Below are 25,442 nucleotides of genomic sequence, written 5' to 3' on the forward strand. Positions count from 1 at the left end.
TTCGTGACATTCCTATCCCTGGCATATTGATATATCAGTTGTAGGGATAATATGTTCACGGGGCCTGTGAGTCAAGGCGCCGTCACCGAACGGGAAGGATCAGACGTGGAGAGCAGCGGCAAGTTATCGATCATGGGGGAGTCGGAGCTGCCTGCGAGGCAGGATGACGAGTCCTATGCCGAGTATGCGTACCGGGTGCTGTGTGATGAGCTCATCGTTCTTGATATCAAGCCTGGCGAGCCCTTGAATGATGATCAGATCTCCCGTCGGCTTGGTGTCGGAAGAACGCCTATCCGGGAAGCCATGAAGAGACTGGAGAGCGACCACCTGGTGGTGGCCTATCCGCGCAGGGGAACGTTTGCCGCGGGCGTGGATATTACAGACCTTGCCGAAATCTCCGAGATTCGTCAGCTTTTGGAGCCCGCGGCATCGGCACGTGCCGCCCGAATGGCTTCGGACCGGACGCGGCAGGAGCTAAGGGAGCTTGCACGGGAAGTTCGGCAGCTTTTGGCTGGCGACCTGGGACAGCGGGACCTCATGCGCCTGGACATGAGAGTACACCGAAGCATCTACCGGGCGACCGGCAGCCGGCACCTGGAGGATGTCCTGGTACGTTGCGATAATCTGGCGACCCGTATCTGGAGTCTTGTGCTGGAGAAGCTCCCGCCGGTTTCCGAGCACATTGCCCAGCACGTGGAGCTGCTTGAACGCATTGCGGACGGCGAGGCCGAAGCGGCAGCAGGGCTGACCGCCAGGCACGTGACCGACTTCGAGAACCTGATCCGGGCGGTCCTTTAGCAAAATTGAACGTCCCGCATGCCCGGCACCGTCGCCCTCGGAGCCGGGCATGGTTTTGCCCTTATGTCAGCCGACAGGTCCAGGGATCAAAGAGCGAGACTGTTCCCGGGCGGCCTCGGCGGTGTGCAGGAGCAGCAGGGATGTAGTGACCGTCCCGACGCCACCGGGAACGGGCGTCAGTGCTGCCGCGACGCCAAGCACGCTGGCTTCGTCCACGTCCCCCACGAGGGACCCGTCGGGAAGGACGTTCGTGCCGACGTCGATCACTACCGACCGGGAGGAAACATGGGCGCCGGTTAGCAGGCCTGTCCGCCCGGCCGCGACGACCACGACGTCGGCTGGCTTGGTGTATTTCTCGAGCGGACCCGACTTTGAATGGCAGACGGTGATGGCGGCGTCGCGTCCCAGCAGGAGCAGTGAAAGCGGTTTGCCCACGACGGCGGAACGGCCGACGACGACGACGTTCCGGCCCGCCACCGAGACGTCGTGGTGGTCGAGGATCTCGACGACGGCCCGCGCGGTAGCAGGCGCGAAGGCGGGTTGCCCCACGGCCAGGCGGCCGAGGCTGAGCGGGTTCGCGCCGTCGATGTCCTTCTCCGGTGCGATGTGGCTGACCAGGGTATCGGTCCTGACCCCGGAGGGGAGGGGCGTCTGCAGGATGATTCCGTTGACGGAGGGTTCCGCGCTGAGGTCTTTCAGGACACTGGCCAGGACCTGCTCCGTAGCGTCATGGCCGAGATCGAGGACCCGGCAGCCGATTCCCGCGCGTTCGGCCGCACGTTCAATGGAGCGGACGTACCAATGCGTGGACTCGTCCTCGGTTGCCACGACCACCGCGAGGACCGGGCGCACTCCTTCGTTTTCGAGGTTCCGTGCCTCATCCCGGGCTCTCTTTTGGATGAGTGCGGCCAGCGGCTTTCCGGAAAGCAGGGTGGCGCTCAACCGAGGATCCTTTCGCGCACGCGCTTCGCGAGCGAGTCCGCCGCCAGGACAACCTTTTCTTCGATCCCGTCGGTCTGCGCGGCAAGCCGCGCACGGGTATCGCCGTCATTGATGGCCACAATGTTGATGTCGATGTTGACCCGCGCCGTGGTGGCGGCCGCGCGGGCGGCGTCCGCGGCGGCTGCGACGTCGCTGATCACGTTGGAGTTCGCGGCGTCGAACAGTTCCGTGGCCAGATCGACGACGGCTCCTGAGACCTTGATCAGCTGTGCCGGGGTCTGTGCAGCGTGAATGAGGGCATCCTGGATGGCCGCCGACCGCGCTCCGTTGAGGGCCTCGGTCCCGGTGGGGAGCTTGTAGGAGTCGATGACTCCCTGGAATGCGTGTTCGTCGGCATCCGCAAGTCGCAGGGCTTCGTCCACAAGTTCGTCGGCGGCCGCGATGATCCTTGAGACCAGTGCGGCGTGTTGCTCGTATTTGGCGCCCGTGGTGTACCTGGCGACCATCGCAACGAGAGCGGCACCTTGGGCGGCGTGAAGCGCAGCGGCTGCGCCCCCGCCGGGGGTGGGCTCACGTGAAGCAAGCCTGGTGAGGTAATTGTTGATTGTTTCTGAACTGATCATGGGTCTTCCTGGGCTGTGTCTTCCGAGGCTGGGCTTGGAGAGCTGGGGCGGTAGAAGAGTCGAGGGGAAAGACAGCGGCCCGGACTCTGGTTGCGAGGATGAGTCCGGGCCGCATGCCTTTGGATGGCCCGCGGTGCTAGCCGCGGAGCCTGGTCATCGTCGGGTCGTACAGCGGATCGGCCGTGACCGTGGCCTGGATGCGCCGTCCGAAGTACTCGATCTCGACGGAGTCACCGAGGGAGACGGCCGCCGGGAGGTACGCATAGGCGATCGGTTTGGCAACGGTGTAGCCGTAGGCGGCGCTGGTCACGTAGCCGACTGCCTGGTCCTTGTAGAAGACCGGTTCCTTGCCCAGGACGATGCTGCGTCCGTCGTCGACGGTCAGGCAGCGCAAGCGGCGGGCGGAGTTTTCCTCGGTGCGGCCTTCCAAAGCGGCTTTTCCGACGAAGTTGTCCTTGGCCATCTTCACGGCGAATCCGAGGCCTGCTTCGAGGGGGTCGTGCTCCGTGGTCATGTCGGTGCCCCAGGAGCGGTAGCCCTTTTCAAGCCGGAGCGAGCTGAAAGCGGCCCGGCCGGCCGCGATGACACCGAAGGGCTGCCCCGCCTTCCACAGCGCGTCCCAGAGGCGCTGGCCGTTGTCCGCGCTGGTGTAAAGCTCCCAGCCGAGCTCCCCGACGTAGGACAGGCGCATGGCGGTGACGTTGACTCCGCCGATGACGACATTCTTGGCCCGGAAGTAGCGCAGGCCGTCGTTGGAGAAATCGTCGCTGCTGACCGTGCTGATGAGGTCCCGGGCGAGGGGGCCCCAGAGACCGATGCAGCAGGTGCCGCCCGTCGTGTCACGCACCTGGACCCAGTCGCTCGCGGAGCCGCTTTCGGTCTGGTGGCGCGCGGCCCGGTCAAAGTAGGCGGTGTCGATGTTTCCGTTGGCCCCGAGCTGGAACCTGTCTTCGCTGAGGCGGGCCACCGTGATGTCGCTTCGAATGCCGCCGGCGTGGTCCAGCAGGAGCGTGTAGGTCACTGCGCCTGGCTTCTTATCCAGGTCCGCGGTGGTCAGCTCCTGGAGCAGTTTCAGTGCTCCGGGGCCGGAAACCTCGAGGCGCTTGAGCGGAGTCATGTCGTACATTGCCACCGCGGTGCGCGTCTTCCATGCTTCGGCTGCGGCGATGGGCGAGCTGAACATCCCGGACCAGGCATCACGGGCCGGGGGCTGCCATTCAGCTGGCATTTCCTTCAGCAGTTCGGCGTTGGCTTCGAACCAGTAGGGGCGCTCCCAGCCGCCGGCCTCCAGGAAGTACCCTCCCAGCTGCTTGTGGCGGGCATGGAAAGGGCTGACGCGGAGGTTGCGGGGGGAGAGCTTGGGCTGGAGCGGGTGCAGGACGTCGTAGATTTCCACGAAATTCTGCTGGGACGTTTCGCTGACGTATTCGGGGGTGAGCTGGACCTCCTCGAAGCGGTGGATGTCGCATTCGCCCAGGTCGATCCGGGACTTGCCCGTGGTCAGCAGTTCCGCGACAGCGCGGGCAACGCCGGCCGAGTGGGTGACCCACACGGCTTCCGCGACGAAGAAGCCATCGAGCTCCTTGGATTCGCCCACCAGAGGGCCGCCGTCGGGGGTGAAGGAGAAGATGCCGTTGAAGCCGTCTTCGATGTCGCTTTCCGCCAGGGCCGGAAGCAATTGCTTGGTCGCCTCCCAGGCCGGGAGGAAGTCCTTAAGGGTGAAGTCCAGGCGGGAAGGCATGTTGTGTTCACTGATGCTGTCCGGTGCGTAACTGCCGAGTTCCTCGACGTCCACCGGCATGGGGCGGTGGGCGTAGGAGCCGATGCCGTAGCGGTCGCCGTGCTCGCGGTAGTAGAGGTCCTGGTCCTGGTGGCGCAGGATCGGCAGGGAAGCGCCGTTGGGTAGTTCGTTGCGGCCCTCCTGTGCCGGCACCGGAGTTGTCTTGACGTATTGGTGCGCCAAGGGCAGGAGGGGAACGGACATGCCGATCATTTCGCCGATCTTGGCCCCCCAGAAGCCGGCGCAAGAGACCACGATGTCCGCACGGATGACGCCCTCGGAGGTGCGGACTCCGGTGACGCGGCGGCCGGACTGCTCGATCCCGGTCACGGTCGTGGAGCCACGGTACTCCACCCCGGCTGCCTCTGTGCGCTTGATGAGCAATTGGACTGCGCGGGCGGCGAGGGCCAGCCCGTCGCTGGGGACGTGGAGACCTCCCAGGATGTCTTCCTCATTGATGAGCGGGTAGAGTTCCTTGCACTCTTCGCGGGAAAGGATCTTGCCTTCGATTCCCCAGGATGCAGCGTAGCCGAGCTTGCGTTTGAGGTCGGCGAGGCGGGTCTCGGTGGTGGCGACTTCCAGGCCGCCCACCTGGTTGAAGCAGCTGACGCCGTCCTCGGTCAGCGACAGGAGCTTTTCGACCGTGTATTTGGCGAATGTTGCCATGGTCTTGGAGGCGTTGGTCTGGAAGACCAGCCCCGGGGCGTGGGACGTGGAGCCCCCGGGCATGTTCAACGGTCCCTGGTCCAGGACGGTGATGCTGTTGCAGCCGCGGGCGACCAGTTCATCTGCCAGGTTGGTGCCGACGATCCCAGCTCCGATGATGACTATGCGTGGCGTCGATGCCATGTGGTTTCTCCTGCTATTTCTCGTGTGTGGGCTACTGCTGCTGCTTGTTGTTGGGCGTCGGCTAGCGGAAGACTACGGTGCTGGTTTGGTTCAACAGCACGCGGTGCTCGCAATGCCAGCGCACGGCGCGGGACAGCGCGAGTGCTTCGGCGTCCTGCCCGACCGTGGAAAGTGCAGTCGGCCCGTAGCTGTGGTCTACGCGGATGACTTCCTGTTCGATGATCGGGCCCTCATCAAGATCCGCGGTCACATAGTGTGCCGTGGCACCCACCAGCTTGACGCCGCGGTCGTAGGCCTGGTGGTAAGGACGGGCACCTTTGAAGCCGGGCAGGAATGAGTGGTGGATGTTGATCGCTCGGCCCTCCAGGGTGCGGCTCAGTTCGTCGGACAGAACCTGCATATATCGGGCGAGTACCACCAAATCGATGTTGTACTCGTCAACCAGTTCGAGCAGGCGCGGCTCCGCGTCCGCCTTGGTGTCCGGGGTCACCGGAATGTGTATGAAGGGTAGCCCCGCAGCCTCGGCCATGGCCCGGTGGGTTTCGTGATTGGAAACTACCAGAACCAGGTCCCCGCCCAGGCTGCCCCCGCGCCAGCGGAAAATCAAGTCGTTCAGGCAGTGCCCGAACTTGGACACCATGACCAGGACGCGCTGCTTGGTCTGGTCATGGAAGCTGAACTTCATGTCGAAACGCTCAGCGATCGCCTGGAACTCTTCTTCGAGCGCTTCCGGTGAGTACTCCGGGGATCCGGAAAACGCTGTGCGCAAGTGCAGTGTCTGACGGAGTCCGTCGTCGAACTGCTGGTGCTCTTCAATGTTGAAACCACGTTCGAACAGGAAGGTGGTGACCGCCTGTACGATGCCGGCGCGTTCAATACACGACAGGGTGAGCACGAACTTCCGGGAACGGTCGTCTTCAGAGGCACTCGCCTGCGGAAGTGTGCTTTGTGTTGGAGTCGTCTCCACGAGCGTCATGTCTCCTCCTCAAGATATATTTTCAAGTCAGTTACTGATATATCAGACTGGGAACTAGCGTATACTGGAGTTCGAGTGAGGTCAATAGTCCGCCTGGTTGGACGCGAAAGGTCGATACCGTGGTATTTGAAGCGCTGGAAGTGGTGGATGCCGGCGGTCCGAGGTCCCTGGCTGAAGTGGCCTACGAGCGGATACGCGACAGGCTCCTGACGCTGGACATCAAGCCGGGCGACTTGTTGAACGACGATGCGCTGGCGAGCGACCTTGGCATAGGGCGCACTCCCGTGAGGGAGGCGTTGAAGCGCCTTGAATTGGACCGCTTGGTCATCAGCTATCCGCGAAGGGGAACCTTCGCCACCCGTGTTGAGGTGACAGATCTGGCGTTTATTTCGGAGATTCGCGCCCAGCTCGAGCCCTTGGCGGCTGCGCGGGCCGCGCGGGTTGCGACGCCGGCAGCCAGGGAGCACTTGCGCTCCGTGATGCGTGCAGTGGAGTCATTCGAGGTCAACGGCGCCTCCGTGGTGGAGACGCTCCGACTTGATGCCCGCGTGCACCAGGGGATCTATGCGGCAGCGGCAAATCCCCACCTGGAGGATGTGCTGATCCGCTACGACAACCTGGCGACCCGGATCTGGTGCATGGTCCTCGATCGCCTGCCTGATCTTTCCCGCCACGTTCATGAGCACCTTGATCTTCTTGGCGCGGTGATCGACGGCGACGAGGCCAGGGCTGCGGAACTGGCGCGAATTCACGTCGACGGCTTCGAAAAGGCCGTCCGTTCAGCGCTGTTTGCTGCGTAAAGGAGACCGCCCTCCTCCCGTTTCCAAGAAGCGATCGTGGTGGGAACGCTATTGATCCGGACGCAGTTTGGCTCGCTCCACGAGATCGGTTATCCATGGCCGTTGCCCGCGATGGAGCACCAAGCCCTCCGGTATGCCCTGAACGGAGGCTGCTGAACCGGATATGTCGATGGTGATCCGGCCGGAGCCCATAGGCGCGTTCGTGATGTGCAGTTCGCCATAGGAATCCGGCAGTACAGGGTCCAGCCACAGCCCCCCTTGGGAAATGTGTGCGTCGTAGCGCATCAGGCTGGTCACCAGCAGGATCGGTGTGGTGGCGGCCCAGGCCTGTGGCGAACAGGCCGTGGGGTAGGGCACGGGTTCGGCAAACTGGTCGCGGCTGAAGCCGCAGAACAGCTCTGGCAATCGACCGCCCGAGTATTCGGCCGCTTCCAGCAGGGCAGTGGCTATCCGCTGTGCCTCTTCCACAAACCCATACCGAAGCAACCCTGCCACAATGAGCGCGTTGTCGTGGGGCCAGACCGACCCGTTGTGATAGCTGGCCGGGTTATACGCCCGCATGTCGCTGGCGAGGGTCCGTACGCCCCATCCGCTGAACATCTCGAGGGACATCAGACGCTCGACCATTTGTGGCGCCTTGTCCTCATCCACAAGGCCGAACCAGAGGCAGTGGCCCATATTGGAAGCGCAGGCATCCACCGGCCGCTTATCGCGGTCCAGCGCGACGGCGTAGTACCCCTTGTCCGGGAGCCAGAACTGTTCGTTGAACCGCCGCTTCAGCGTCGCGGCCCGGTCTCGAAGCTCGGCTGCCAAGGCGAGGTCGCCGGCGTCGTACGCCATCCAGGAGCGCGCTACGTATGCGCCGTGGACATAGGCTTGGACCTCGCATAGGGCGATCGGCGGTTCCGCCAGGGTTCCATCGGCGAAGTTGATGCCGTCCCAGGAATCCTTCCATCCCTGATTGACCAACCCATGATCGTTGAGGCGCTCATACTCGACAAATCCGTCCCCGTCCCGGTCCCCGTAATCGCGGATCCACTCCAAGGCGCGGTCCGCGTTGGGCAACAGGGCGGCGATGGTCTCTTTGGCAAAACCCCAGCGACTGACGGACCCCAGCACGACCACGAACAGCGGAGTTGCGTCGACGCTGCCGTAGTAGGTGGATTTGCCGCCCAGCGCCAGCCCGGTGGAGACATCGAGCCTCACCTCGTGGAGGATCTTGCCGGGCTCCTCTTCGCTCATCACGTCCACGACGCTGCCTTGGCGGTCAGCCAGCGTCTTCAGGGTGCCCAGTGCCAGGGAAGGATCCACAGGAAGCGACATTTCCGAAGCCCACAGCGAATCGCGACCGAACAGGGTCATGAACCAGGGCGCTCCGGCGGCGACGACCACCCGTTCCGGATGCCCAGGGTCCTCGATTCTCAGCGCTCCCAAGTCGTCGTAGCTTCGCCGCAGGGTCCGCTGGATGGAGCGGTTGCCCATCTGCAGTGCCGGAATTTTCGCCACCCACTCTTGACGGCGCCGGTCGCTCGGAGACATTTCGCCAGGCGCCGGATGAACAAATGGCGCGTCGGGACGTGCACCGTTGTCCGTGGGCACAACATTCAATCGGGTACTCCAACGCCCATAGGGTGGGACTACTATCTCAAATGTCAGCCCTTCAGTTGTGGCCTTGGCCCCATCCGCCTTGACGACGACGCCCTTCCGGACGTCGTGCCACTTGGCTTGGATTTCCAGCGAGTCGCCGTCCTGTTCGCGTGTCTCCGCCCAGCGCCGCTGGATTCGTGCCTCTTTCACTTCAAACAAGTCGGCGAAGTCCGCTTCAATGGCCAGCACAATCTTGCACTCAGCGGGCTTCGCCGAGTAGTTGCGGATGGTAATCCGCTCCCGGATCCCTGCGCCCACCTCACGCAGCCGCTCTACGATCAGCGGACTGTCCGCATACCCATCCGAGAGCTGCAGGCGACCAGCGAATATGGCCCGATACGGTTCCTTCGTCTCAGCAGCCAAGGGTTCGAGGGGCTGGCCGTTGATGGTCAGATTCCAGCGGGACAGGATGCGAGTATCCAAGTGAAAGACCCCATGTGGGAGTTCGGGATGGATGTCTCCATTGGCCGATGAAATGCAGAAGGACGATCCTTCAATCAAAGTCACTGTGCCTGACCCAAGGGGTCCAGCCGCCGTGTCAGCATTCCATCCAGCCACTGCCGGCTCCTTCATACAAATGCACTCCTGGGCCGCGCGGGGCGCGGGCTGCCTTTCGCTGCTACCGCGTGGGTTTAACCGACGGTACGCCCGTCCTGGACCTCACGCCAGAGGGTGGGGTGACTCGTAAAGAAGAACCATTGTCCCCCTCGGGACTATTCGTATATCTTAATTTATGGTTTGATATATTAGTCCTGAACTTGATCTGAATTCGCCGGAGAATTGATCGTCAACTCAACGAGGAGTGGAACAGTATGCAGCAACTCGCGCACCGGCTCGAACGTCTGGGCACCGAAACCGCCTTCAGCGTCGCCCAGGCCGCGGCCGCCTGGAAAGCCAAGGGGAACCGCGTGTTCCCCTTCCATCTTGGTGACATCAACATGCCGACGGCCGGGAACATCGTGGAAGCAATGAACCGGGCAATCGCGGACGGCTACACGGGCTACTGCCCCGGCCCCGGCATCCCGCAGCTGCGTGAAGCACTGGCCGATGACATCGGCTCGCGTCGTGGCATCGACTTTTCCCCGGACAACGTCGTCGTGATGACGGGAGGCAAACCCGTCATCACGAAATTCCTGCAGGCGGTCATGAACCCCGGCCAGGAAGTGCTCTACCCGAACCCCGGCTTCCCGATCTATGAATCCCAGATCGAGTACCTTGGCGGTACGGCCGTGGCTTACCGCTATTTGCCTACGAGCGAGGGCTTCTCGATCGATCTCGACCAGGTGCGCGCGTCAATCACCCCGAACACCGTCGCCATCATCTACAACGACCTGCAGAACCCCATCTCGGCCGAGTCGACGGCGGCCGAGCGCGAGGCCATCGCACGCCTCGCGATAGAAAACGACCTCTGGGTGCTCTCCGACGAGGCCTACTTCGAGACCCGATACGAGGGGGTCTCCAGCTCGATCGCATCGCTTCCCGGCATGGCCGAGCGCACCGTTATCCTCTACACGTTCAGCAAGAAGTTCGCCATGACCGGCTCACGCCTCGGCTGCGCCGTTGCCCCGCTCGAGATCGCCAAGGTGCTCAGTACCCTCAACACCAATGATGAGTCCTGCACGACGCACTATGTGCAGTGGGCCGGAATCGAAGCGCTCCGTGGTCCCCAGGAGCCTGTGCAGCAGATGCTCGACGTGCTGCGCGAGCGCCGGGATGCCGCATGCGAGCTCGTGAATGACATCCCCGGCATGCATGTCGCCGTGCCGCAATCGACGTTCTACCTGTTCCCCGACGTCACCGAGGCGATGCAGCGTCTGGGCTACACGGCAGTCGGAGACTTCGCCAGCGATGCCCTGTACAAGACCGGCGTCTCCTTTTGCACGCGTGAGCACTTCGGCCGGCGGCTGCCCGGTGAGGAGCGGCAGTACATCCGACTCGCCTACTCGGGCATCGAGGTGCCAGATATCAGCGAGGGCCTCGGCCGCCTGCGCGAGTGGATCGAGACGGCATGAGCCGGGTAGTCGTCACGGGCCGTGTGCCCGACGCCGCGATCGAGAAGCTTCGCGCCGAGCACGAGGTCGATGCGTGGACCGGCCCTGAATCGATCGGCCGCGAGGAGCTCCTGCGCCGGGTAGCCGGGGCCGATGCCGTGGTGAGCCTGCTCACCGAACGCATCGACGCCGAGCTGCTCGCCGCCGCCGGCCCGCAGCTCAAGGTCGTCGCGAACGTCGCCGTGGGCTATGACAACATTGACGTGCCAGCGTGCAGCGAACGAGGCGTTGTCGCCACCAACACCCCGGGCGTGCTCACCGAAGCGACTGCCGACATCGCCATGGGCCTCATCCTCATGGCAACCCGCCGGCTCGGCGAGGGCGAACGGCTCATCCGCTCCGGCCAGGCCTGGAAGTGGGGCATGTTCTTCCTGCTCGGGTCCAGCCTGCAAGGGAAGACCCTCGGCGTCGTCGGCATGGGCGGCATCGGGCAGGCGACCGCGCTCCGGGCCAGGGCCTTCGGCATGGACGTCGTCTACCAGTCGCGCAGTGAGCTCGATCCCGGGATCGCCGCGGAGCTGGGCGCCCGGCGGGTCGACCTCGACGAGTTGCTGACAGTGTCGGACGTCGTCTCGCTGCACTGCCCCTACGGGCCCGCCACGCATCATCTGATCGGCGCCGAACAACTCGCGGCGATGAAGAGCTCGGCGTACCTCGTCAACACCGCTCGCGGTCCGATCGTCGACGAGGCGGCCCTCGCGTCTGCGCTTCGAGAGGGCGTCATCGCCGGTGCCGGGCTGGACGTCTTCGAGCGTGAGCCCCAGGTCCATCCCGAATTGCTGGACCTGGAGAACGTGGTGCTAGTGCCGCATCTGGGCTCCGCCACAGTCGAGACGCGCACCGGGATGGCGATGCTGGCCGCCGACAACGCCCTCGCCGTGCTCAGCGGCGAACAACCGCCCGCACCGATCAATTAGAGGCAATGTGTACTAAAACGCCAACCGAGTTTCACATTCATTTTCGTCTGACGGAGGTCGAGTCCGCCTGAAGCTAAGCGATCGACGTCCACTGCGCAGCGGAATCGAGTCGCCGCTCAGCGTCGTCTCGTTGAGGAGTGAATGGGGAACGTGGCAGTCGCCGTTGGATGTTCAAAATCGGTCAGGAGGGGTGTTGACAGACGTCCCGGACTGCGGTTGCCAGTTCGACGGAATTTGCCTGGTCGGAGTGGATACAGATGGTGTCCGCCCTGACCGCGACGATGTCGCCCGTCACCGAAGCTACCGTTCCCTCCTCCAGGTACCTGCGGGTGCGCTGAACGGCGTTCGCTATCCCGGATTCATGGCTTGAGCGGTTGACGCTGACAGTGCCGGCGGCGTTGTACTCGAGGTCGACATCGCCTGCAGCAAATTTACGACGACGTTATGGAGGCTTACGAACAGAACTCTCGAATCCTCTTACTGACGACCTGGAAAACCCATCTTGATTCCTTCAGGTCCCGGTTCGAGGCGGATGGTCTGAAGCCGGTGGTCTTCACCGGGGCAATCAAGGCGAAGGAACGACAAGCCGCCGTCGACCTTCTTTCCAACTCCGATGACTCAGAGCCGCTGCTGGTGTTGGGAACCGGCTTATACATTGGCGAAGGTTGCTTCACTGAACAAGCGGGCGCCGGGGTACGTCTCGCTCGGGTTCCCTGATCCGCGGAAACTGCCAAGCGCGTGACGTCGTCATCCCCGCGGAAACAGTCATCAGTGATTTTGCTACGGCCCAAGCCACGAAATGGTCCAGTGACGACCACGGAACGGAAAGCGACGTAGACGTACTTGACGTACCTGATGTACGTGCAGATGATTGCTCTATGAGCACCCCCACGCAGGACACGGCCGGCGGACACGTCTACGGGTTCACGCAAGCGCGGGATTCGTTGAAGACGATCCTGGATTTCAGCGAGCGGGGAGGGCTGTCCACGATACGGCGGCCCGGCCGGGCCACGGCCGCCGTTGTCAATGGAGAGAGTTTGCGCCGGTATCTGGAATTGACGGTCGTCGCCAATGTCCAGGTCGTGAATGAGGACGAAGCATGGGCTGTCTTCATGCCAGGGCAGTCCTTTGCCGCTGAGGCCACGGAACTGGGTGAAGCCTTGGCGGACTTCGTCGATGCTTTGCGGGACTACGCGGAGGATTGGGAGGACCATCTGCACGCGGCGCCCAATCACCGCGAGAACTGGGCCTTGGTTCAGCTCATTGAGCTGTCCACCGATCAGCAATTGACCGCCTGGCTCACCGGCTCGGTGGCATGAGCGTCCGACGCGTGGGCGGACGGGACGACCATGAGAAGTTCTGTCTGACCGAGCGCTGGGAGCTGGTGACGAATGCCCGAGGGAAACCAGTGCGCCATCACGCGACCTACCGGTTGAGTCTGCAAGATGGGCGGATCTTGCGGACCCGGATTTCCCGCCCGGTGGATCGCACCACGTATTCGAGTTCGATCTGGAACCATGTTCTCCAAGACCAGCTAGAGGTCGGTGAGGATGAGTTTTGGGCATGCGTCGATGACGGAGTATTGCCTGCCCGCGGAATGGCAGCCCCTCCCGCTTCGGCTATTCCCCTGGCACTGGTCTGGCAACTCACCCACACCGTTGGAATGGACGAGCGAGATGTTGCCTGCATGACGAAAGAGCAGGCCGTTCAGGCGATCAACGACTACTGGATGTCGCAAGGGGCCGGACAGGACGACTGAGACGTTTCCCCGGTTTCTCGGACATGACGCATTTGCCATAGCGGACATTCGTCTCCGTGAAAAAGTGGCGTGTGCACACTGATGCACACTCATGCCGCCGGACTGGGCCTTACATCGGTCGACCTTGGCGCGGAAGTTACTTGGAAAGCTACTCCCGGTCGTAGCGGGGAGCTGTGCGTGTCCGTTTGTCCTGCCAAAGGGGGTGTGGACAGTGTCCAAACTTATGTCCGCTTTGTGGATGTGCCTATGGCGGTCCGCCCCGAGTCTTCGACGTATGTGCCGTGAATGCACGCCCGGGCAAGGGGTTCCTGCGACAGCCCCCAAGGCGCCTCGGACACGTCACTGCCACAACAGGTAGCCGGTACTCAAGTGCCGGGCCGGTTCCGCGGCCTACGATCGGGGCGAGGGCGTTTCCCTGGAAGATGCTCTCGGCGGTAGCTGGGCCAGTGCCCGGCACAGGGTGACACCGGGCATTGGCGCGTTACCTTGGCCCCGGTCCATCATCCGTGGGCCGTTTGGGGTCATGGTGTATTCCCGAAGAATCAGGGTTGGGTTCCGTAGATGAATTCCTTGGCGTGTGCGACGGCTTTTCGGAAGGCGTCGTTGCGCAGGCTGGCTTGCTCGGTGTTCCTGGTGTCGGTTTCGAGGTAGTTTGTGTAGCCGGGCCGCAGGACCCAGATGTCGCCGGCCGGGGGTAGGTAGAACACCCCGAAGGAGCGGTGCTGGGGGTCTTCGGTCCAGATGGGGACGACCGCGACCGCGGCGCCGGTATCCGGGTTGATCCATTGGGCCCGGGGCATGGGTTGTTCGTGGGTTTCGGGGTCCAGGAACGGCGCTGTTCCTTTGCCCCACCGCTTTTCGAAGCGTTCGTAGAACGCGGGCATCAATTGGTTGTCGTACGGGCGCCAGGCACTCATGGGGGCTCCTTGGACTTGTGTGGCTTCCGGCTCTCAACGCCTGATCTGCAGGATCATCGTGTAGCCGGTTGGCGGATATGACCGTTGCCGGACCGGCATTCCCGCGGATCGTCCGGCGGGCGGCTCCCAGATGACCGGTCCGATCAGAAGCGACGTCGCCGGAAGCAACTGCCCTGGGATCCGAACGGAGGCGGCGCCAGGGCGCTGCGGCTTAGCGTTCGCGGCTGGACGCGGGTGCTCCCGGTCATAGGCGGCCCGCTTTTCCGGGTTGCCGAGGATGGCGTAGGCGGCCATGATGTCCCGGAGCTCCTGCAGTTCTTCCTGCGTCTTCGTCTCCGGCTCCGTCGGCCCGGGGCCGGTGGGGTGTTCGCGGGCCGCCCGGGTGTCGGGGTGCAGGCCGCGCATGAGCGTGCGGTAGGCGCGGGTCACCTCGCGCGCCGTGGCGGTGGGGGCGATATGCAGGATGTCGTAAAGGTCGGGGCCGTTGTTCCTCATCGTTGACGGTGGTGTTTGTTTTAGATGGGTGTTCTCGTGGGCGGGGGATGGTCCCCGGCCGGTTCGGCCGGGGACCATCGTTGCGGGAGTCATCCTCGGGGCCTCATCCATCCGTGCGCTGGCTGCGCTGTGGCGTGGTCTGTGAACTCGACCGCCCTCTTTACATGGTGGGCCGCTGTGGTGCTCCCGGTCCGGGAGGCTGCGCCGGCGGTCAGGCGTTGATCTCCTGGCGCTGTTTTCCGGTGGTTTCGATTTCGATGCGGCGCGGTTTTGCTTTTTCCGCGACCGGAATGTGCAGGGTCAGGACGCCGGCGTCGTAGTTTGCTTTGACGCCTTCGGTGTCCAGCGCGTCGCCGAGGATGAGCTGGCGGCTGAAGACGCCGCGGGGCCGTTCGGAGGCGATCAGTTCCGTGCCCTCGCCGACGGGGTCCGGGCGTTCGGCCTTGACGGTCAGGACGTTGCGTTCGACGTCGATGTCCACCGAGTCCACGTTGACTCCGGGCAGATCGAAGGCGACCACGAAGTCCTCGCCTTCCCGCCAGGCGTCCATCGGCATGGCCGCCGGCCGGGCTGTGGTGCCGAGTACCTGTTCGGCGAGCCGGTCGAGTTCACGTAATGGGTCCGTTCGCATCAGCATGGTGTGTCACTCCTTGCAGATCGCAGTTTTTTGTTGTCAATCCAGCCGATCTATGGTGGCTGGTATATATTTCTTATAGCACTCTATATGGGTCAGGGCAAGCCTGATTTTCGAAGGATTTTGGAGGTGCCCGATGGGGCAGGCCGAGGACCGGGGGAGGGGCGTGTATGCGATTTCCGTTGCGGCCGCACTGGTGGGAACGGGTCAGCAGAACCTGCGCCTCTACGAACGCAAGGGCCTGCTGGAACCGGGCAGGACCCTGGGCGGGACCCGCCAGTACAGCGAGAACGACCTTGTGACATTGCGGCGGATCGGCGAGCTTCTGGAATTGGGCTTGAACCTGGCCGGCATCCGGATGGTCCTGGTCCTGGAGGCCGACAACCGGCGCCTCGAGGCGGAACTCAGGTCCGCAAACGGCCCCTGAGGACCTCCGCGAGCTGGGCCGTATTGTTTTTGAGCCTTTCCTGACCCAGGAGGAGCAGGCCCTTGTCATCCGGGAATTCAAGAACGCCGTCAATGGCGAAATCCCGATCATCGCCGGCATCACGGGGGAGGGCAACATGGTTGCCGCCCTGGAAGCCAAGCGTGCGGTCGAGGCCGGCGCATCTGCCGGTCTGGTCTACCCATCCCACGGCTGGCTGCACTTCGGGTACCAGAAGGGCGCCCCGCAGACCCGCTACAAGGAAATCTACGAAACGTCCGGCCTGCCGCTCATTCTCTTCCAGTACCCGGACGCCACCAAGGCCACCTACGATCTCGAGACCCAGCTGGAGATCGCCGGGCAGGAAGGGGTGTTCGCCACCAAGAACGGCGTGCGGAACATGAAGCGCTGGGACACTGAAATCCCCGTTCTTCACGCAACTTACCCGGAGCTGCAGATCCTGACCTGCCATGACGAGTACCTGCTGTACACCATGTTCGACGTCGACGGTGCACTCGTCGGCTACGGCGGGCTCGCCCCCGAACCGCTCGTCGAGCTGATCGCGGCCGGCAAGGCCAAGGACTACGCCGCGGCGCGCGCCATTCACGACCGCCTCCTGCCGGTGACCAAGAACGTCTACCACCGCGGGTCCCACATGGAAGGCACCGTCGCCCTCAAGGAAGGCCTCGTCGCCCGCGGCATCCTTGAGCACGCCACCGTCCGGCCGCCGCTGCTTCCCCTGGCTGAAGGCGCCGGCGACGAAATCGCACGGGCCCTGGAGTCCGCCAACCTGGGCAGCGTCACCGTTCCCGCCTGATCCTCGCCGATCCCAAGGATGGCGGGCCAAGCTCCCGCCATCCTTCCCCCCACGTTTCACTCTCTCCAATCTTGGTCAACGACGACCCCCCAGCACCGCAGCTGGAGAAGGAGGACTCGCGCATGCGCGAGCTGAACAAGACCGCCCCCGCCCTCAAGGACCACCCAGCGCAGGCGGCCTCTGCAGCAGGTGCCGCGCCCTCAGGCGGCACGTCCACGTTCTACACCCGCAGGGAAATCCGGTCCTCCTGGCCTTCGCCCTGCTGGGAACCCTGTTCGACGGCGCCGAGCTGAACCTGATCGGTTTCCCGCTCGCGTACATCTCCGACAACCTGCACGTCTCCACCATCGCCCTGAGGTATCGGTGTGAACCAGCGAAGGCGCGGGCCGGGCTAACCGCTTGGCTCTGATTGGCCTTCTGCTGCGGGCATCGATTGCCTTGACGGCGCCGGGTAGCCAGACAGCTCTGCCTCCTTGATCTGCTAATGATCGCCCCGATGGCCCGGCCTCGATTAGCGGAAACGCCCTGTCAACAGGTCAACGCAGGACGAGCTACGTAGTTGCGACTCACTCTGGATTCGGCTTGTTGCGCGACTTTCGTATTTTGCGGGCGTCGGACCGGAGCTGAATGATCCGTACTGCACCGGCCGCGGCTACGAGGACGCCTCCGGCGACGGCGGCGATGAACAACGCCATGCCCAGGGGGACCGTGACCGCTAGCCCGAGGAAAAAGACGTTGACCGGCTGCTGGTTCTGCAGGATGAAGATGATCAGCAATATCAGCGCGAGCAAGCCCACGACGACTGCGGCCCAAACGACGCCGGCACGTGTAGTTCTCGGCTTTGGGGCGGCGGAAGCGCCCTGCGGCGCGCCGGCTGGCGGTGAGGTGGATCCAGAGAATGGGGGACCGCCGGGCTGCGGATCGGGTATTTCGGGTATCGCTTGGTTCGAGGTCATGACGGGCCACCCCTTTGTCGATTTGTTGACTGCTTATCAAGCATCTCCTGGCCGGGTCCAGGAGATATGTCGTGCGATTGAGTCTTTAGCCGGTCCGGGGCCGGGTCAATCCGCACCCCGGTGTGCTGCGCGCTAAGCCTCTCGCCGTCGACGATTTCTTCTTCTTCGTGTTTCTCGAGTTTCTCGCTGCGCTTGGTTCCGCGGGGTGGGAGCTGGATGGTTTCTTCGGCGTCGATTCCTGCCTGTAGTTCCCGCCCGCGTTCCATTTCGGCGTCGAACTCTGCGCCGAACAGGAGGGACATGTTCAATATCCATAACCACAAGAGCATCACGATGACGCCGCCTATTGCGCCGTAGGTCTTGTTGTAGTTGCTGAAGTTTGCCACGTAGAAGCCAAAGCCCAGCGATGCCAGGATGAGTGCCAGCAAAGCGATGAAGGAGCCGATGCTCATCCAACGGAACCGCGGCTGCTTCACGTTAGGGGTGACGTAGTACAAGATCGCGATGATCAAGACCACCAACAGGACGACGACGGGCCATTTTGCGATGCTCCAGACCGTCAGGAGGTCCCCTCCAAGGTTGACTGCCCTGCCCGCGGCGTCGGCGACGGGTCCGCTGAGCACGAGCATGCCGGCGATCAGGGCAACGAGCATCACCGCGAACACGGTGACACCGAGCATGGTTGCCCGGAGTTTGATGAATCCGCGCCCTTCGTCCACTTCGTAGACGCGGTTCATGGCCCTGCTGAAGGCTCCCACGTATCCGGACGCCGACCACAGGGCAGCGACGAGACCGAGTACCAGGGCGAAACCGGCCGACGTCGAGGTGGTGAGCTCTTCAATGGGCTGGCGGATGGTGTCGATGGTGGACCCCGGGGCGATGCCTTGGAGAAGGTCCAGGAGGGCGGAGGTGCTCTTTCCTGCCTGCCCGAAAATACCGAGAAGGGAGACGAGCGCAAGCAACGCAGGGAAAAGGGAAAGCACCGCGTAGTAGGTCAGCCCCGCGGCGGCGTCCGGGCACTGGTCCTTGCCGAACTCTCGGAAAGTCCTCTTGGTTATGTAGGTCCAGGTTGGCTTGGCGATCTCGGTGGGCCTGTCCGGTTTTCTGGCGTCATCGGCATCCGGGGCTGTTGCTGCCTTGGCCTTGCTGCTTTCGGCGGGGCTGTTCGTTGTCATGGATGTCCCTCATTCCAAAGCGGGCTGGAGGCGTACTGTCCTTGATGCCGCATTGGCCGGACAGCACGCCTCCGTGTGGATCAGGCGGGATGGATCCTGTCCCTGGCCGCTGTGGTGCTGTCCGTTACGTCGGAAACGGCGGTCTGGGATTCTTCCTTGACGTTTTCGACTGCCTCAGTGGCCGCGGACTTCACGTTGTCCAGCGCTTCCTGGGCCGGCTCCTGGAGATCCCGGGCCGCGTCCTGAGCCGCGGCGGCAAGTTCGGTGGTCAAGGGTTCGGCCGCTTCCTTCAGGGCTTCGGCTGCCTCCTTTTCCTTCTCGCTTGCCGGGATCAGGGAAGCCACCAGCAGCCCGGCCCCGAAGGCTATCAGCCCGGCAGCCAATGGGCTGCCTTGCGCCTTGCCGGCCAGGCGGTGGGGCACATCGCCGATCGCCGCACTGGCGTCGTCGATCGCTGACCGTCCGCCGTCTGCCAGCTCATCAGCCGCGCCCATCACGTTCTCCTTCACGCCGAAGACGGCGTCCTTGACTTTCTCTGTTTGGCGTCGGACCACGTGCGACGGCGTCACCTTATCCGCCACCGCGTCAACGTTGGTGCTGAGGCGTCGGCGGGTTTCCTCTATCTCGGAACGGATATCATCCGGATTTTCACTCATCGTTGCTCCTCGCGTGGTTTGAGTGTTTCTGGGATTTCCTGGATTGTTTCGGCCGTCTGGGGCATGCCTTTGACGGCTTTGAGTTCCTTGCGGCCTATCGATGCCAGGACGGCAGCCACGATCGCCCAAACGACCGCCACGACGACGGCGGACCAGCCCAAGCCCATCAGCTCGCCTAGCGCGTACCACAGGGCGACGGAGAGGAAAAGGAGGACAAAATGCCCGGCAACGCCGGCGCCTGCCAGCATTCCGGCACCCTTGCCTGCCTGCGCGGTGGACTGCTTCAGTTCAGCCTTGGCCAGTTCCACTTCCTGGCGAATCAGCGTGGAAATGTCCCGCGTGACCTCGCCCAGAAGGTCTCCCAGCGATGTCGATTCCGCTTTGGCGTGTGCGGGCGTCGGCGGGATTTGGCTCTCGGTCATCGCGACTCACCGCTGGCGGGGTCGACGCCGGGCCTGCTCTCGCCGTCGATCTCGTTATTTCCCGCCAAGGGAGCAGGAGAACCGAGACGATGCGAACGGTCACGGGTGAATGGATCCTCGGTCATCCCGCCGTTAGGCCAGGGATCGGCTTCCGGCTCGCTGACCGGTGCGGGTTGAGGCAGGGTGGCATGCGCGCCGGTGGGCGCAACGGTCCCGTTCCCCGAGAGGGTGCCGGGGTTCGGGTATCCAGCAGTCGTGGCGGTTGGGCCGGGGAGCTGGACCGGGGGAGGGGGCACTGTCATCCCTGGCCCGGCGACGAAAGGTTTGGCTTCGTCGTGGGTGGGTTGGGCGGGGGCACGTCCGGTGGCCGTTCCTTGTGAGGAGCCGTCAGCGCCGGCGCTCAGTCCGCGGCTCAGGCGGCCGGCCAGGACGCCTGCTCCGGCGGCCAAGAGGAGAAACGTGCCAGGACGCTGCCGCGCGAAGGTCTTCACTTCGTCCAGCAGGGAGCCCGGATCCCGGTCCTCCAGCCAGGTCGCCACGGATGAAGACCGATCGGCGGCTTGCCGCACCAAATCCGTTGCAACGCCGGGTTGCTCCGAGGCGCTGGCCAAGGATTGCAGTTCCTCCGAGATGGACCGAAGGCCTGCGGCGACTTTTTGCTGCTGCTTTCCGGCCTGGTCCGTGAGGTCCAGCCTGGCCTGCTCCAGCAGATCCCTTGCGCTTGAGTTCACTTCAGAGGCAACGTTCGCGACTTCGGATTTCGCGGTTTCGACGACGTTCTTCGCAGAGTCCTCGGCCTGCTCGGCCACGTTCCCTGCTTCGTCCTTGACGGCTTCCGTCGTCGGCATGCCGCTGTTCTGGGTGTGCGGCGGGTGAACTTGCGCATCCGCTCGTTGCTCGGTGGCCGGCGGGGGCGTGTAATTCCCGTCCCATTGGTTCTCTGTCATCTTCGCTCTCTTTCCAAGAAGGTCTGCTGCGGATCAAGAACCAGAAATACTGGCAGTTAAGATAGTAAGCATGCTTACCTTCTCGGCGTAACCCCCCCTGTCCACGAATGTGGCCGGAGAAGTCCACGAACCGAACCGGGGATTGGCCCGGGCCTACGGGGGCGTTTCGCGGTCGAGGGTGGGGGAGGGCAATCGGCGATGCTTCCTGCGGTGACTATCGCGACGCGTCGTCCGTGGGCGTGCCTGGGCCGGCTCCGCTGGGTTCCGCGCCATCGTTTCGGTGCGCAAGTTTTCCAATGGAGCTGGCGTCCAGACGCTGGAGGAGCGCTCTTGGTCCTGAATAGACTTCGACCGCTCCTGCCTCGAAAAGCTCGGCTGCGCTGATTCCGCCGCACGTGAGGCCGATCGTTTCGATGCCGAGCCGGGCCGCAGCCTTGACATCCCAAACGGAGTCGCCGACAAATGCCACATCCGCCGCCTCTAAGTGCAGCTTCTCAAGTGCGGCCAGAAGAATGTCGGGGGAAGGCTTGCTCTCAGCAACGTCGGCCGAACTCGTCGCACGGTCGATCAAGGGTTCGGCATCGAGAATGCTTCGAAGCACCCGAAGATCGCGCTCATGTGCCGAGGAAGCCAGCGCCACGGCCAAGCCGGATTCCGCACACGCCTGCAGGAGGGTCCTTGCCGATTCGAAGGGCCGGATCGACGGCCAAAATGTCGAGAATATTGCGCCGTGAGCGCGCTCGACGGTATCACGGGTCTCTCGATCGGCATTAGCAGGGAGCAGGCGCTCAAGCAGTTTGTCTCCACCCATGCCAATGTGACGGTGGATTGAGGCCATAGGAACCTTCAGCCCCTGTTGCCGGAAGGCCTTCCACCACGCCATTGTGTGGAAATAGGTGGAGTCAACCAAGGTTCCGTCAACATCGAACAGGACTCCAATATAGTAAGTATACTTACTGCAATGGGCGCGACGTCGTTCTATCCGGTTCATCCGCAGAATTCTCGAGCTTTCGTGGCATGCGGCCAGGGATTATCTGAACGGTGCTGAAAGGAAGAGGCTATGGACATAACCGATGTGATCCTCAACGATCATCACGAGCCTCAGGTCGGCTGATCGGTGACCGCATGGACCTCACCCTCGAGTGCATCCGGCGTCACTACTCAGGAGAGCCAGAGAGCCCCCTCGCCAGTGTCCTCAACGCCTACCTTCCCTCCTAGGCTCCGGTGGTTGTGGAGGTCATGAGCCCTCTGTCGCGGCGGACGGTTCAGACCCAGCAATTCACCTGGTGGTGAGGGTGACGTCGTCGAGGTACATCCAGGTGTCGTCTGCGGGGCTGGCGCCGTCGAGGTGGACGTTGATCCACAGCGTGATGGTCTGCCCCTTGTAGGCCGAGAGATCGGCGCTGAACTGGGCCCACGTGCCGGAGTCACTGCAGAGTTTGAACAGGCTGGCCAGGACCGTGCCGTTCGTGGAGCGGACCTGCGCTTCCATCCAGTCGTACCGGCACGTGGTTCCGTTGCAGGTGTCGTCATTCGTGTGCGGCTGGTACCAGAAGGACAGCGTCGATGTCCCGGTGGCGGGGACCGTCACGGTCTGGGCCACACTGCTGTCGCCCAGGGGTTCGGCCCCTGAGGCCAGGCCCAGGAGTGCGGAGCCGGTGCCGGTGTGCGCCACGGTGGAGGCCACGGGTGCCCTGACGCCGCCGGTGATCCAGGAGCTGAGCCCGGATTCGAAGCCGCCGTTGGTGATGGTCGAGGTGGTGGTTCCCGTGGGGGTGACCGGTGCCGAGGCCGCCGAGGCCGGGGAGGTGCCGATGGCGTTGGTGGCGGTGACCGTGAAGGTGTAGGCGGTGCCGTTGGCCAGGCCGGTCACGTTGGTGCTGGTGGCGGGCGGGTTCCCGGTGACGGTGACCGGGGCCAGGGTCGTGGTTCCGGTATGCGGGGTGACCGCGTAGGAGGTGATCGGGGAGCCGCCGTTGGCCGGGGCGGTCCAGGACACGGCGGCGGAGGCGTTTCCCGCCGTCGCCGTGACCCCGGTCGGGGCCGCGGGCGCCGTCGCCCCCGCCGTGGGGGTGACCGGCGCCGAGGCCGCCGACGCCGGGGAGGTGCCGATGGCGTTCGCGGCAGTGACGGTAAACGTGTAGGCGGTGCCGTTAGTCAGCCCGGTGATGCTCGCCGACGTCGCGGGCGGGTTCCCGGTGACGGTCACCGGGGCCAGGGTGGTGGCACCGGCGTGCGGGGTGATGGTGTAGGAGGTGATCGGGGAGCCGCCGTTGGCCGGGGCGGTCCAGGACACAGTCGCGGAGGCGTTGCCCGCCGTTGCCGTCACCCCGGTCGGGGCGGCGGGGGCCGTGGGGGTTGTCTGGGTGTTGGTGAGGGTCACGTCGTCCAGGTACATCCAGGTGTCGTCCGCCGGGCTGGAGCCGTCGAGGTGGACGTTGAACCAGAGCACGATGCTCTGGCCGTTGTAGGCGGAGAGGTTGGCGCTGAGCTGGGTCCAGGTGCCGTTGTCGTTGCTGAGTTTGAACAGGCTGGCCAGGACCGTGCCGCTGGTGGTGCGGACTTGTGCTTCCATCCAGTCGTACCTGCAGGCGGTGCCGGTGCAGGTCTCGTCCGCGGTGTGCGGCTGGTACCAGAAGGACAGGGTGGACGTCCCTGCAGCGGGCATCGTGATCGTCTGGGCCAGGCTGCTGTCCCCGAGCGGCTCGGCCCCGGAGGCCAGGCCCAGCAGTGCCGAGCCGGTGCCGGTGTGGGCGGTGGTGGAGGCCACGGGTGCCCTGGCCCCGCCGGTGGTCCAGGACGTGAGCCCGGATTCGAACCCGCCATTAGTGACGCCGGGAACCGGCGCCGTGGGCGTGACCGGGGCCGACGCGGCGGAGGGCGCGGACGTCCCGACGGCGTTCGTGGCGGTGACCGTGAACGTGTAGGCCGTGCCGTTAGTCAGCCCGGTGACGGTCGCCGTCGTCGAGGGCGGACTTCCGGAGACCGTCACCGGAGCCAAAGCCGTGCCGCCGGACGAAGGCGTCACCGCATACGAGGTGATCGGGGAGCCGCCGTTGGCCGGAGCCGTCCAGGACACGGACGCCGAGGCGTTGCCCGCCGTCGCGGTCACCCCGGCGGGAACCCCCGGAACCGTCGGCGCCGCGGGCGTGACCGGGGCCGAGGCGGCGGAGGGCGCGGACGTCCCGACGGCATTCGTGGCGGTGACCGTGAACGTGTAGGCCGTGCCGTTAGTCAGCCCGGTGACTGTCGCCGTCGTCGCTGGCGGGTTACCGGAGACCGTCACCGGAGCCAAAGCCGCGCCGCCGGACGAAGGCGTCACCGCATAGGAAGTGATGGGGGACCCGCCGTTGGCCGGCGCCGTCCACGACACCACCGCGGACGCGTTGCCCGCCGCAGCGGTCACACCGGTCGGTGCGGCGGGCGCGGTCGCGGCGGCCTGGGTGACGTCGATCATCGAATAGTCGTCCGTGGTGATCGAACCGTTGGATTGGATGTTGAGTCCGTAACTGATTCCCGAGGCGCCTGCGGGAAGAGCCGGCGTGGTCCAGGTTATCTGGGTCCAGTTGCTGCTCGCGTTGAACAGGGGGCTCGCCGTCCAGTAGGTCCAATACCCCGTTCCGGTGCGGTAGTAGACCTCGAATTGGGTGATGACGTTGGATTTATACCAGGCGCTGAGCTGATAGATGTGGCCGGGAGTCCCCGTGGGTGAGCAGCCGCCAAGGTCCAGGGCGGGCAGGAGCTTCGCGTCACCGCTGACATAACCGCTCATTGTCAGCAGTTCCGCGTTGTTGCCTGTGTGTCCCGGCGAGACTACTGAAAAGCTGGGAGTGTTGGTGCCGTATCCACCCGCAGCCCAGCAGAGCGGAATCCCGCTGGTGAGCGTTTCCAGACTCGGGTTCTGGATCATGTTGGTCCCCTGTGGCGGCGGGGGCGGCACCGGCGGACCGGAGACGAGGGGCTGGACCGCGCCACCGATTACCTGGTCAACCGTCTTCACGGCAACGCTGCCCGCTGTCTGTTGTTGCGCTAGCCAGGAGGCGAATTGGTTGAACAGGCTGGGGCTGATGGTGAGCGTCGGATCGGTCCCCACCGCGATGTGGTGGAACGTCAATTGAACCCAGCCACCGCCGGCCGCCTGGGCCCTGGTCACGGAGTTTTCAAGGTTGGACAGCGTCCAGGTGCTGTCCACTTCCTCCGGCGCCGCGGTGTCATAGGGGTTGGCGGGCGGAATGGTTTCGGCGGCCGGGAGCCCGGGATCGTCCTTGCTGTAAAGGTCCCCGAGCCCGCGGGCACTGTTGAAACCGCAGTTCTTGACGATGGTCTGCACGGCGGGATCCAAGGAAGCGAAGGGGTAGGCGAAGCTGGTGACCTTGAAGCCCATGTTGGCCAGGGCGACCCTGCCGTTGCACACTTGGCGCGTCACTTCATCCGACGTCAAGGTGACCAAATCGGGGTGGGTGACCGTGTGCCCGGCAATCTCATTGCCGTCCGCATAGAGTTGCTGCAGGTTCGCGGACGTGAAATAGCTCGGCTGATCGATCCACCCGGAGGGGACGAAGTAGGTGCCGTGAAGTCCGAGGTTCTTTAGCGTGGCTGCGGCGGTCAGTTGGTCGGCGTTGCCGTCATCGAAGGTCAGCGTGATGACGGTGTTTGCGGCCGCATGCGCCGGCAACGCAAAACCGCTGAGGAGTGCCAGGACCATCGCAGCGCACGCCACGACGGCGGCCCAACGGACCCCGGAATGGCGTGTGACCATCTGCTCATGCGTCGAGGATCCAACCACTCCACTCACCGTCCATTCGATGCCAGGGCAACCGTCAAGGATGGGAGCATTCCCACCCTCGGTCTTCGGCG

The 25,442-nt window shown here is 64.1% G+C and carries 24 protein-coding genes and 2 pseudogenes; 10 read left to right on the forward strand and 16 right to left on the reverse strand.

The genetic code is table 11. From position 1 onward, the window contains the following. Window positions 1-132 precede the first annotated feature (132 nt). Window positions 133-798: a GntR family transcriptional regulator gene (locus AC4CS3_RS05035; RefSeq protein ID WP_490782751.1), complete on the forward strand. Its 666-nt coding sequence runs from the start codon at window positions 133-135 to the stop codon at window positions 796-798. Window positions 799-864: 66 nt separating this feature from the next. On the opposite strand, the gene AC4CS3_RS05040 is transcribed toward AC4CS3_RS05035, so the two are convergent. The 4 genes from AC4CS3_RS05040 to purU form a co-directional block, all read right to left on the reverse strand. Beyond that, window positions 865-1,740, reverse strand: coding sequence for a bifunctional 5,10-methylenetetrahydrofolate dehydrogenase/5,10-methenyltetrahydrofolate cyclohydrolase (locus AC4CS3_RS05040; protein ID WP_490782472.1), 876 nt, complete (start codon window positions 1,738-1,740; stop codon window positions 865-867). Then, window positions 1,737-2,363: a cyclodeaminase/cyclohydrolase family protein gene (locus AC4CS3_RS05045; RefSeq protein WP_490782473.1), complete on the reverse strand. Its 627-nt coding sequence runs from the start codon at window positions 2,361-2,363 to the stop codon at window positions 1,737-1,739. The genes AC4CS3_RS05040 and AC4CS3_RS05045 overlap by 4 nt, the downstream gene beginning before the upstream one ends. Before the next feature lie 136 nt (window positions 2,364-2,499). Continuing rightward, window positions 2,500-4,992 carry a GcvT family protein gene (locus AC4CS3_RS05050; RefSeq protein ID WP_490782474.1) on the reverse strand — a complete coding sequence of 831 codons (2,493 nt, stop codon included), beginning with the start codon at window positions 4,990-4,992 and terminating at the stop codon, window positions 2,500-2,502. Between the two features lie 61 nt (window positions 4,993-5,053). After that, window positions 5,054-5,968: a formyltetrahydrofolate deformylase gene (gene purU / locus AC4CS3_RS05055; RefSeq protein WP_490782475.1), complete on the reverse strand. Its 915-nt coding sequence runs from the start codon at window positions 5,966-5,968 to the stop codon at window positions 5,054-5,056. 119 nt (window positions 5,969-6,087) lie between these two features. Between purU and AC4CS3_RS05060 the strand changes: the two genes are divergently transcribed. Further along, a complete protein-coding gene (locus AC4CS3_RS05060; RefSeq protein ID WP_490782476.1) occupies window positions 6,088-6,768 on the forward strand; it encodes a GntR family transcriptional regulator in 681 nt (226 codons plus the stop codon). Window positions 6,769-6,816: 48 nt separating this feature from the next. On the opposite strand, the gene AC4CS3_RS05065 is transcribed toward AC4CS3_RS05060, so the two are convergent. Beyond that, window positions 6,817-8,973 carry an amylo-alpha-1,6-glucosidase gene (locus AC4CS3_RS05065; protein WP_490782477.1) on the reverse strand — a complete coding sequence of 719 codons (2,157 nt, stop codon included), beginning with the start codon at window positions 8,971-8,973 and terminating at the stop codon, window positions 6,817-6,819. A gap of 254 nt (window positions 8,974-9,227) precedes the next feature. Between AC4CS3_RS05065 and AC4CS3_RS05070 the strand changes: the two genes are divergently transcribed. Both AC4CS3_RS05070 and AC4CS3_RS05075 read left to right on the forward strand, forming a co-directional pair. Next, on the forward strand, window positions 9,228-10,427 hold the full coding sequence (locus AC4CS3_RS05070; protein ID WP_490782478.1) for a pyridoxal phosphate-dependent aminotransferase: 1,200 nt from the start codon (window positions 9,228-9,230) through the stop codon (window positions 10,425-10,427). Beyond that, window positions 10,424-11,383, forward strand: a complete 960-nt coding sequence (locus AC4CS3_RS05075; protein WP_490782479.1) for a 2-hydroxyacid dehydrogenase — start codon at window positions 10,424-10,426, stop codon at window positions 11,381-11,383. The genes AC4CS3_RS05070 and AC4CS3_RS05075 overlap by 4 nt, the downstream gene beginning before the upstream one ends. A 181-nt stretch (window positions 11,384-11,564) precedes the next feature. Here the strand turns inward: AC4CS3_RS05075 and AC4CS3_RS05080 are convergent. Further along, window positions 11,565-11,786 (reverse strand): annotated as a pseudogene (locus AC4CS3_RS05080) (LamB/YcsF family protein); the annotation flags it as partial. 41 nt (window positions 11,787-11,827) lie between these two features. Between AC4CS3_RS05080 and AC4CS3_RS05085 the strand changes: the two are divergent. From AC4CS3_RS05085 to AC4CS3_RS05095, 3 genes are all read left to right on the forward strand, one after another. After that, window positions 11,828-12,100, forward strand: a complete 273-nt coding sequence (locus AC4CS3_RS05085) for a P-loop NTPase family protein (RefSeq protein ID WP_490782480.1) — start codon at window positions 11,828-11,830, stop codon at window positions 12,098-12,100. Window positions 12,101-12,261: 161 nt separating this feature from the next. Further along, a complete protein-coding gene (locus tag AC4CS3_RS05090) occupies window positions 12,262-12,702 on the forward strand; it encodes a hypothetical protein (protein WP_490782481.1) in 441 nt (146 codons plus the stop codon). A gap of 11 nt (window positions 12,703-12,713) precedes the next feature. Next, a complete protein-coding gene (locus AC4CS3_RS05095) occupies window positions 12,714-13,142 on the forward strand; it encodes a cytotoxic translational repressor of toxin-antitoxin stability system (protein ID WP_490782482.1) in 429 nt (142 codons plus the stop codon). Between the two features lie 542 nt (window positions 13,143-13,684). On the opposite strand, the gene AC4CS3_RS05100 is transcribed toward AC4CS3_RS05095, so the two are convergent. The 3 genes from AC4CS3_RS05100 to AC4CS3_RS05110 form a co-directional block, all read right to left on the reverse strand. Next, entirely contained in the window at window positions 13,685-14,059 is a 375-nt protein-coding gene (locus AC4CS3_RS05100; RefSeq protein WP_490782483.1) for a hypothetical protein, read from the reverse strand. Window positions 14,060-14,092: 33 nt separating this feature from the next. Then, window positions 14,093-14,554, reverse strand: a complete 462-nt coding sequence (locus AC4CS3_RS05105; protein ID WP_490782484.1) for a J domain-containing protein — start codon at window positions 14,552-14,554, stop codon at window positions 14,093-14,095. Between the two features lie 211 nt (window positions 14,555-14,765). Beyond that, on the reverse strand, window positions 14,766-15,191 hold the full coding sequence (locus AC4CS3_RS05110) for an Hsp20/alpha crystallin family protein (RefSeq protein WP_490782485.1): 426 nt from the start codon (window positions 15,189-15,191) through the stop codon (window positions 14,766-14,768). Between the two features lie 133 nt (window positions 15,192-15,324). Here AC4CS3_RS05110 and AC4CS3_RS05115 point away from each other — a divergent pair, with 133 nt between their 5' ends. Both AC4CS3_RS05115 and AC4CS3_RS05120 read left to right on the forward strand, forming a co-directional pair. Beyond that, window positions 15,325-15,615 (forward strand): MerR family transcriptional regulator, encoded by a 291-nt coding sequence (locus AC4CS3_RS05115; protein WP_490782486.1) that lies wholly within the window; start codon window positions 15,325-15,327, stop codon window positions 15,613-15,615. A 37-nt stretch (window positions 15,616-15,652) separates the two neighbouring features. Next, a pseudogene (locus tag AC4CS3_RS05120) lies at window positions 15,653-16,429 on the forward strand (dihydrodipicolinate synthase family protein); the annotation flags it as partial. A gap of 566 nt (window positions 16,430-16,995) precedes the next feature. Here the strand turns inward: AC4CS3_RS05120 and AC4CS3_RS05125 are convergent. From AC4CS3_RS05125 to AC4CS3_RS05150, 6 genes are all read right to left on the reverse strand, one after another. Continuing rightward, entirely contained in the window at window positions 16,996-17,385 is a 390-nt protein-coding gene (locus AC4CS3_RS05125) for a LapA family protein (RefSeq protein ID WP_490782487.1), read from the reverse strand. Then, window positions 17,382-18,560 carry a YihY/virulence factor BrkB family protein gene (locus AC4CS3_RS05130; RefSeq protein ID WP_490782488.1) on the reverse strand — a complete coding sequence of 393 codons (1,179 nt, stop codon included), beginning with the start codon at window positions 18,558-18,560 and terminating at the stop codon, window positions 17,382-17,384. The genes AC4CS3_RS05125 and AC4CS3_RS05130 overlap by 4 nt, the downstream gene beginning before the upstream one ends. An 80-nt stretch (window positions 18,561-18,640) precedes the next feature. Next, window positions 18,641-19,216, reverse strand: a complete 576-nt coding sequence (locus tag AC4CS3_RS05135; protein WP_490782489.1) for a DUF3618 domain-containing protein — start codon at window positions 19,214-19,216, stop codon at window positions 18,641-18,643. Next, window positions 19,213-19,638, reverse strand: coding sequence for a phage holin family protein (locus AC4CS3_RS05140; RefSeq protein WP_490782490.1), 426 nt, complete (start codon window positions 19,636-19,638; stop codon window positions 19,213-19,215). The genes AC4CS3_RS05135 and AC4CS3_RS05140 overlap by 4 nt, the downstream gene beginning before the upstream one ends. Then, window positions 19,635-20,585 (reverse strand): hypothetical protein, encoded by a 951-nt coding sequence (locus AC4CS3_RS05145; RefSeq protein WP_490782491.1) that lies wholly within the window; start codon window positions 20,583-20,585, stop codon window positions 19,635-19,637. The genes AC4CS3_RS05140 and AC4CS3_RS05145 overlap by 4 nt, the downstream gene beginning before the upstream one ends. Window positions 20,586-20,799: 214 nt before the next feature. After that, entirely contained in the window at window positions 20,800-21,576 is a 777-nt protein-coding gene (locus tag AC4CS3_RS05150) for an HAD family hydrolase (protein WP_490782492.1), read from the reverse strand. A gap of 50 nt (window positions 21,577-21,626) precedes the next feature. Here AC4CS3_RS05150 and AC4CS3_RS05155 point away from each other — a divergent pair, with 50 nt between their 5' ends. After that, entirely contained in the window at window positions 21,627-21,803 is a 177-nt protein-coding gene (locus tag AC4CS3_RS05155; RefSeq protein WP_490782493.1) for a DUF6994 family protein, read from the forward strand. A 61-nt stretch (window positions 21,804-21,864) separates the two neighbouring features. Here AC4CS3_RS05155 and AC4CS3_RS05160 read toward each other — a convergent pair whose 3' ends face one another. After that, entirely contained in the window at window positions 21,865-25,344 is a 3,480-nt protein-coding gene (locus AC4CS3_RS05160; protein ID WP_490782494.1) for a fibronectin type III domain-containing protein, read from the reverse strand. Between the last annotated feature and the right edge of the window lie 98 nt (window positions 25,345-25,442).

This window comes from Arthrobacter sp. SE2, from assembly GCF_058244265.1.

Coding starts and splice junctions, on each gene's coding strand:
- AC4CS3_RS05035 (WP_490782751.1), top strand. CDS start 133: ATGGGGGAGTCGGAGCTGCCTGCGAGGCAGGATGACGAGTCCTATGCC.
- AC4CS3_RS05045 (WP_490782473.1), bottom strand. CDS start 2,363: ATGATCAGTTCAGAAACAATCAACAATTACCTCACCAGGCTTGCTTCA.
- AC4CS3_RS05050 (WP_490782474.1), bottom strand. CDS start 4,992: ATGGCATCGACGCCACGCATAGTCATCATCGGAGCTGGGATCGTCGGC.
- purU (WP_490782475.1), bottom strand. CDS start 5,968: ATGACGCTCGTGGAGACGACTCCAACACAAAGCACACTTCCGCAGGCG.
- AC4CS3_RS05070 (WP_490782478.1), top strand. CDS start 9,228: ATGCAGCAACTCGCGCACCGGCTCGAACGTCTGGGCACCGAAACCGCC.
- AC4CS3_RS05075 (WP_490782479.1), top strand. CDS start 10,424: ATGAGCCGGGTAGTCGTCACGGGCCGTGTGCCCGACGCCGCGATCGAG.
- AC4CS3_RS05085 (WP_490782480.1), top strand. CDS start 11,828: ATGGAGGCTTACGAACAGAACTCTCGAATCCTCTTACTGACGACCTGG.
- AC4CS3_RS05090 (WP_490782481.1), top strand. CDS start 12,262: ATGAGCACCCCCACGCAGGACACGGCCGGCGGACACGTCTACGGGTTC.
- AC4CS3_RS05100 (WP_490782483.1), bottom strand. CDS start 14,059: ATGAGTGCCTGGCGCCCGTACGACAACCAATTGATGCCCGCGTTCTAC.
- AC4CS3_RS05105 (WP_490782484.1), bottom strand. CDS start 14,554: ATGAGGAACAACGGCCCCGACCTTTACGACATCCTGCATATCGCCCCC.
- AC4CS3_RS05110 (WP_490782485.1), bottom strand. CDS start 15,191: ATGCTGATGCGAACGGACCCATTACGTGAACTCGACCGGCTCGCCGAA.
- AC4CS3_RS05115 (WP_490782486.1), top strand. CDS start 15,325: ATGGGGCAGGCCGAGGACCGGGGGAGGGGCGTGTATGCGATTTCCGTT.
- AC4CS3_RS05125 (WP_490782487.1), bottom strand. CDS start 17,385: ATGACCTCGAACCAAGCGATACCCGAAATACCCGATCCGCAGCCCGGC.
- AC4CS3_RS05130 (WP_490782488.1), bottom strand. CDS start 18,560: ATGACAACGAACAGCCCCGCCGAAAGCAGCAAGGCCAAGGCAGCAACA.
- AC4CS3_RS05135 (WP_490782489.1), bottom strand. CDS start 19,216: ATGAGTGAAAATCCGGATGATATCCGTTCCGAGATAGAGGAAACCCGC.
- AC4CS3_RS05140 (WP_490782490.1), bottom strand. CDS start 19,638: ATGACCGAGAGCCAAATCCCGCCGACGCCCGCACACGCCAAAGCGGAA.
- AC4CS3_RS05145 (WP_490782491.1), bottom strand. CDS start 20,585: ATGACAGAGAACCAATGGGACGGGAATTACACGCCCCCGCCGGCCACC.
- AC4CS3_RS05150 (WP_490782492.1), bottom strand. CDS start 21,576: ATGAACCGGATAGAACGACGTCGCGCCCATTGCAGTAAGTATACTTAC.
- AC4CS3_RS05160 (WP_490782494.1), bottom strand. CDS start 25,344: ATGGTCACACGCCATTCCGGGGTCCGTTGGGCCGCCGTCGTGGCGTGC.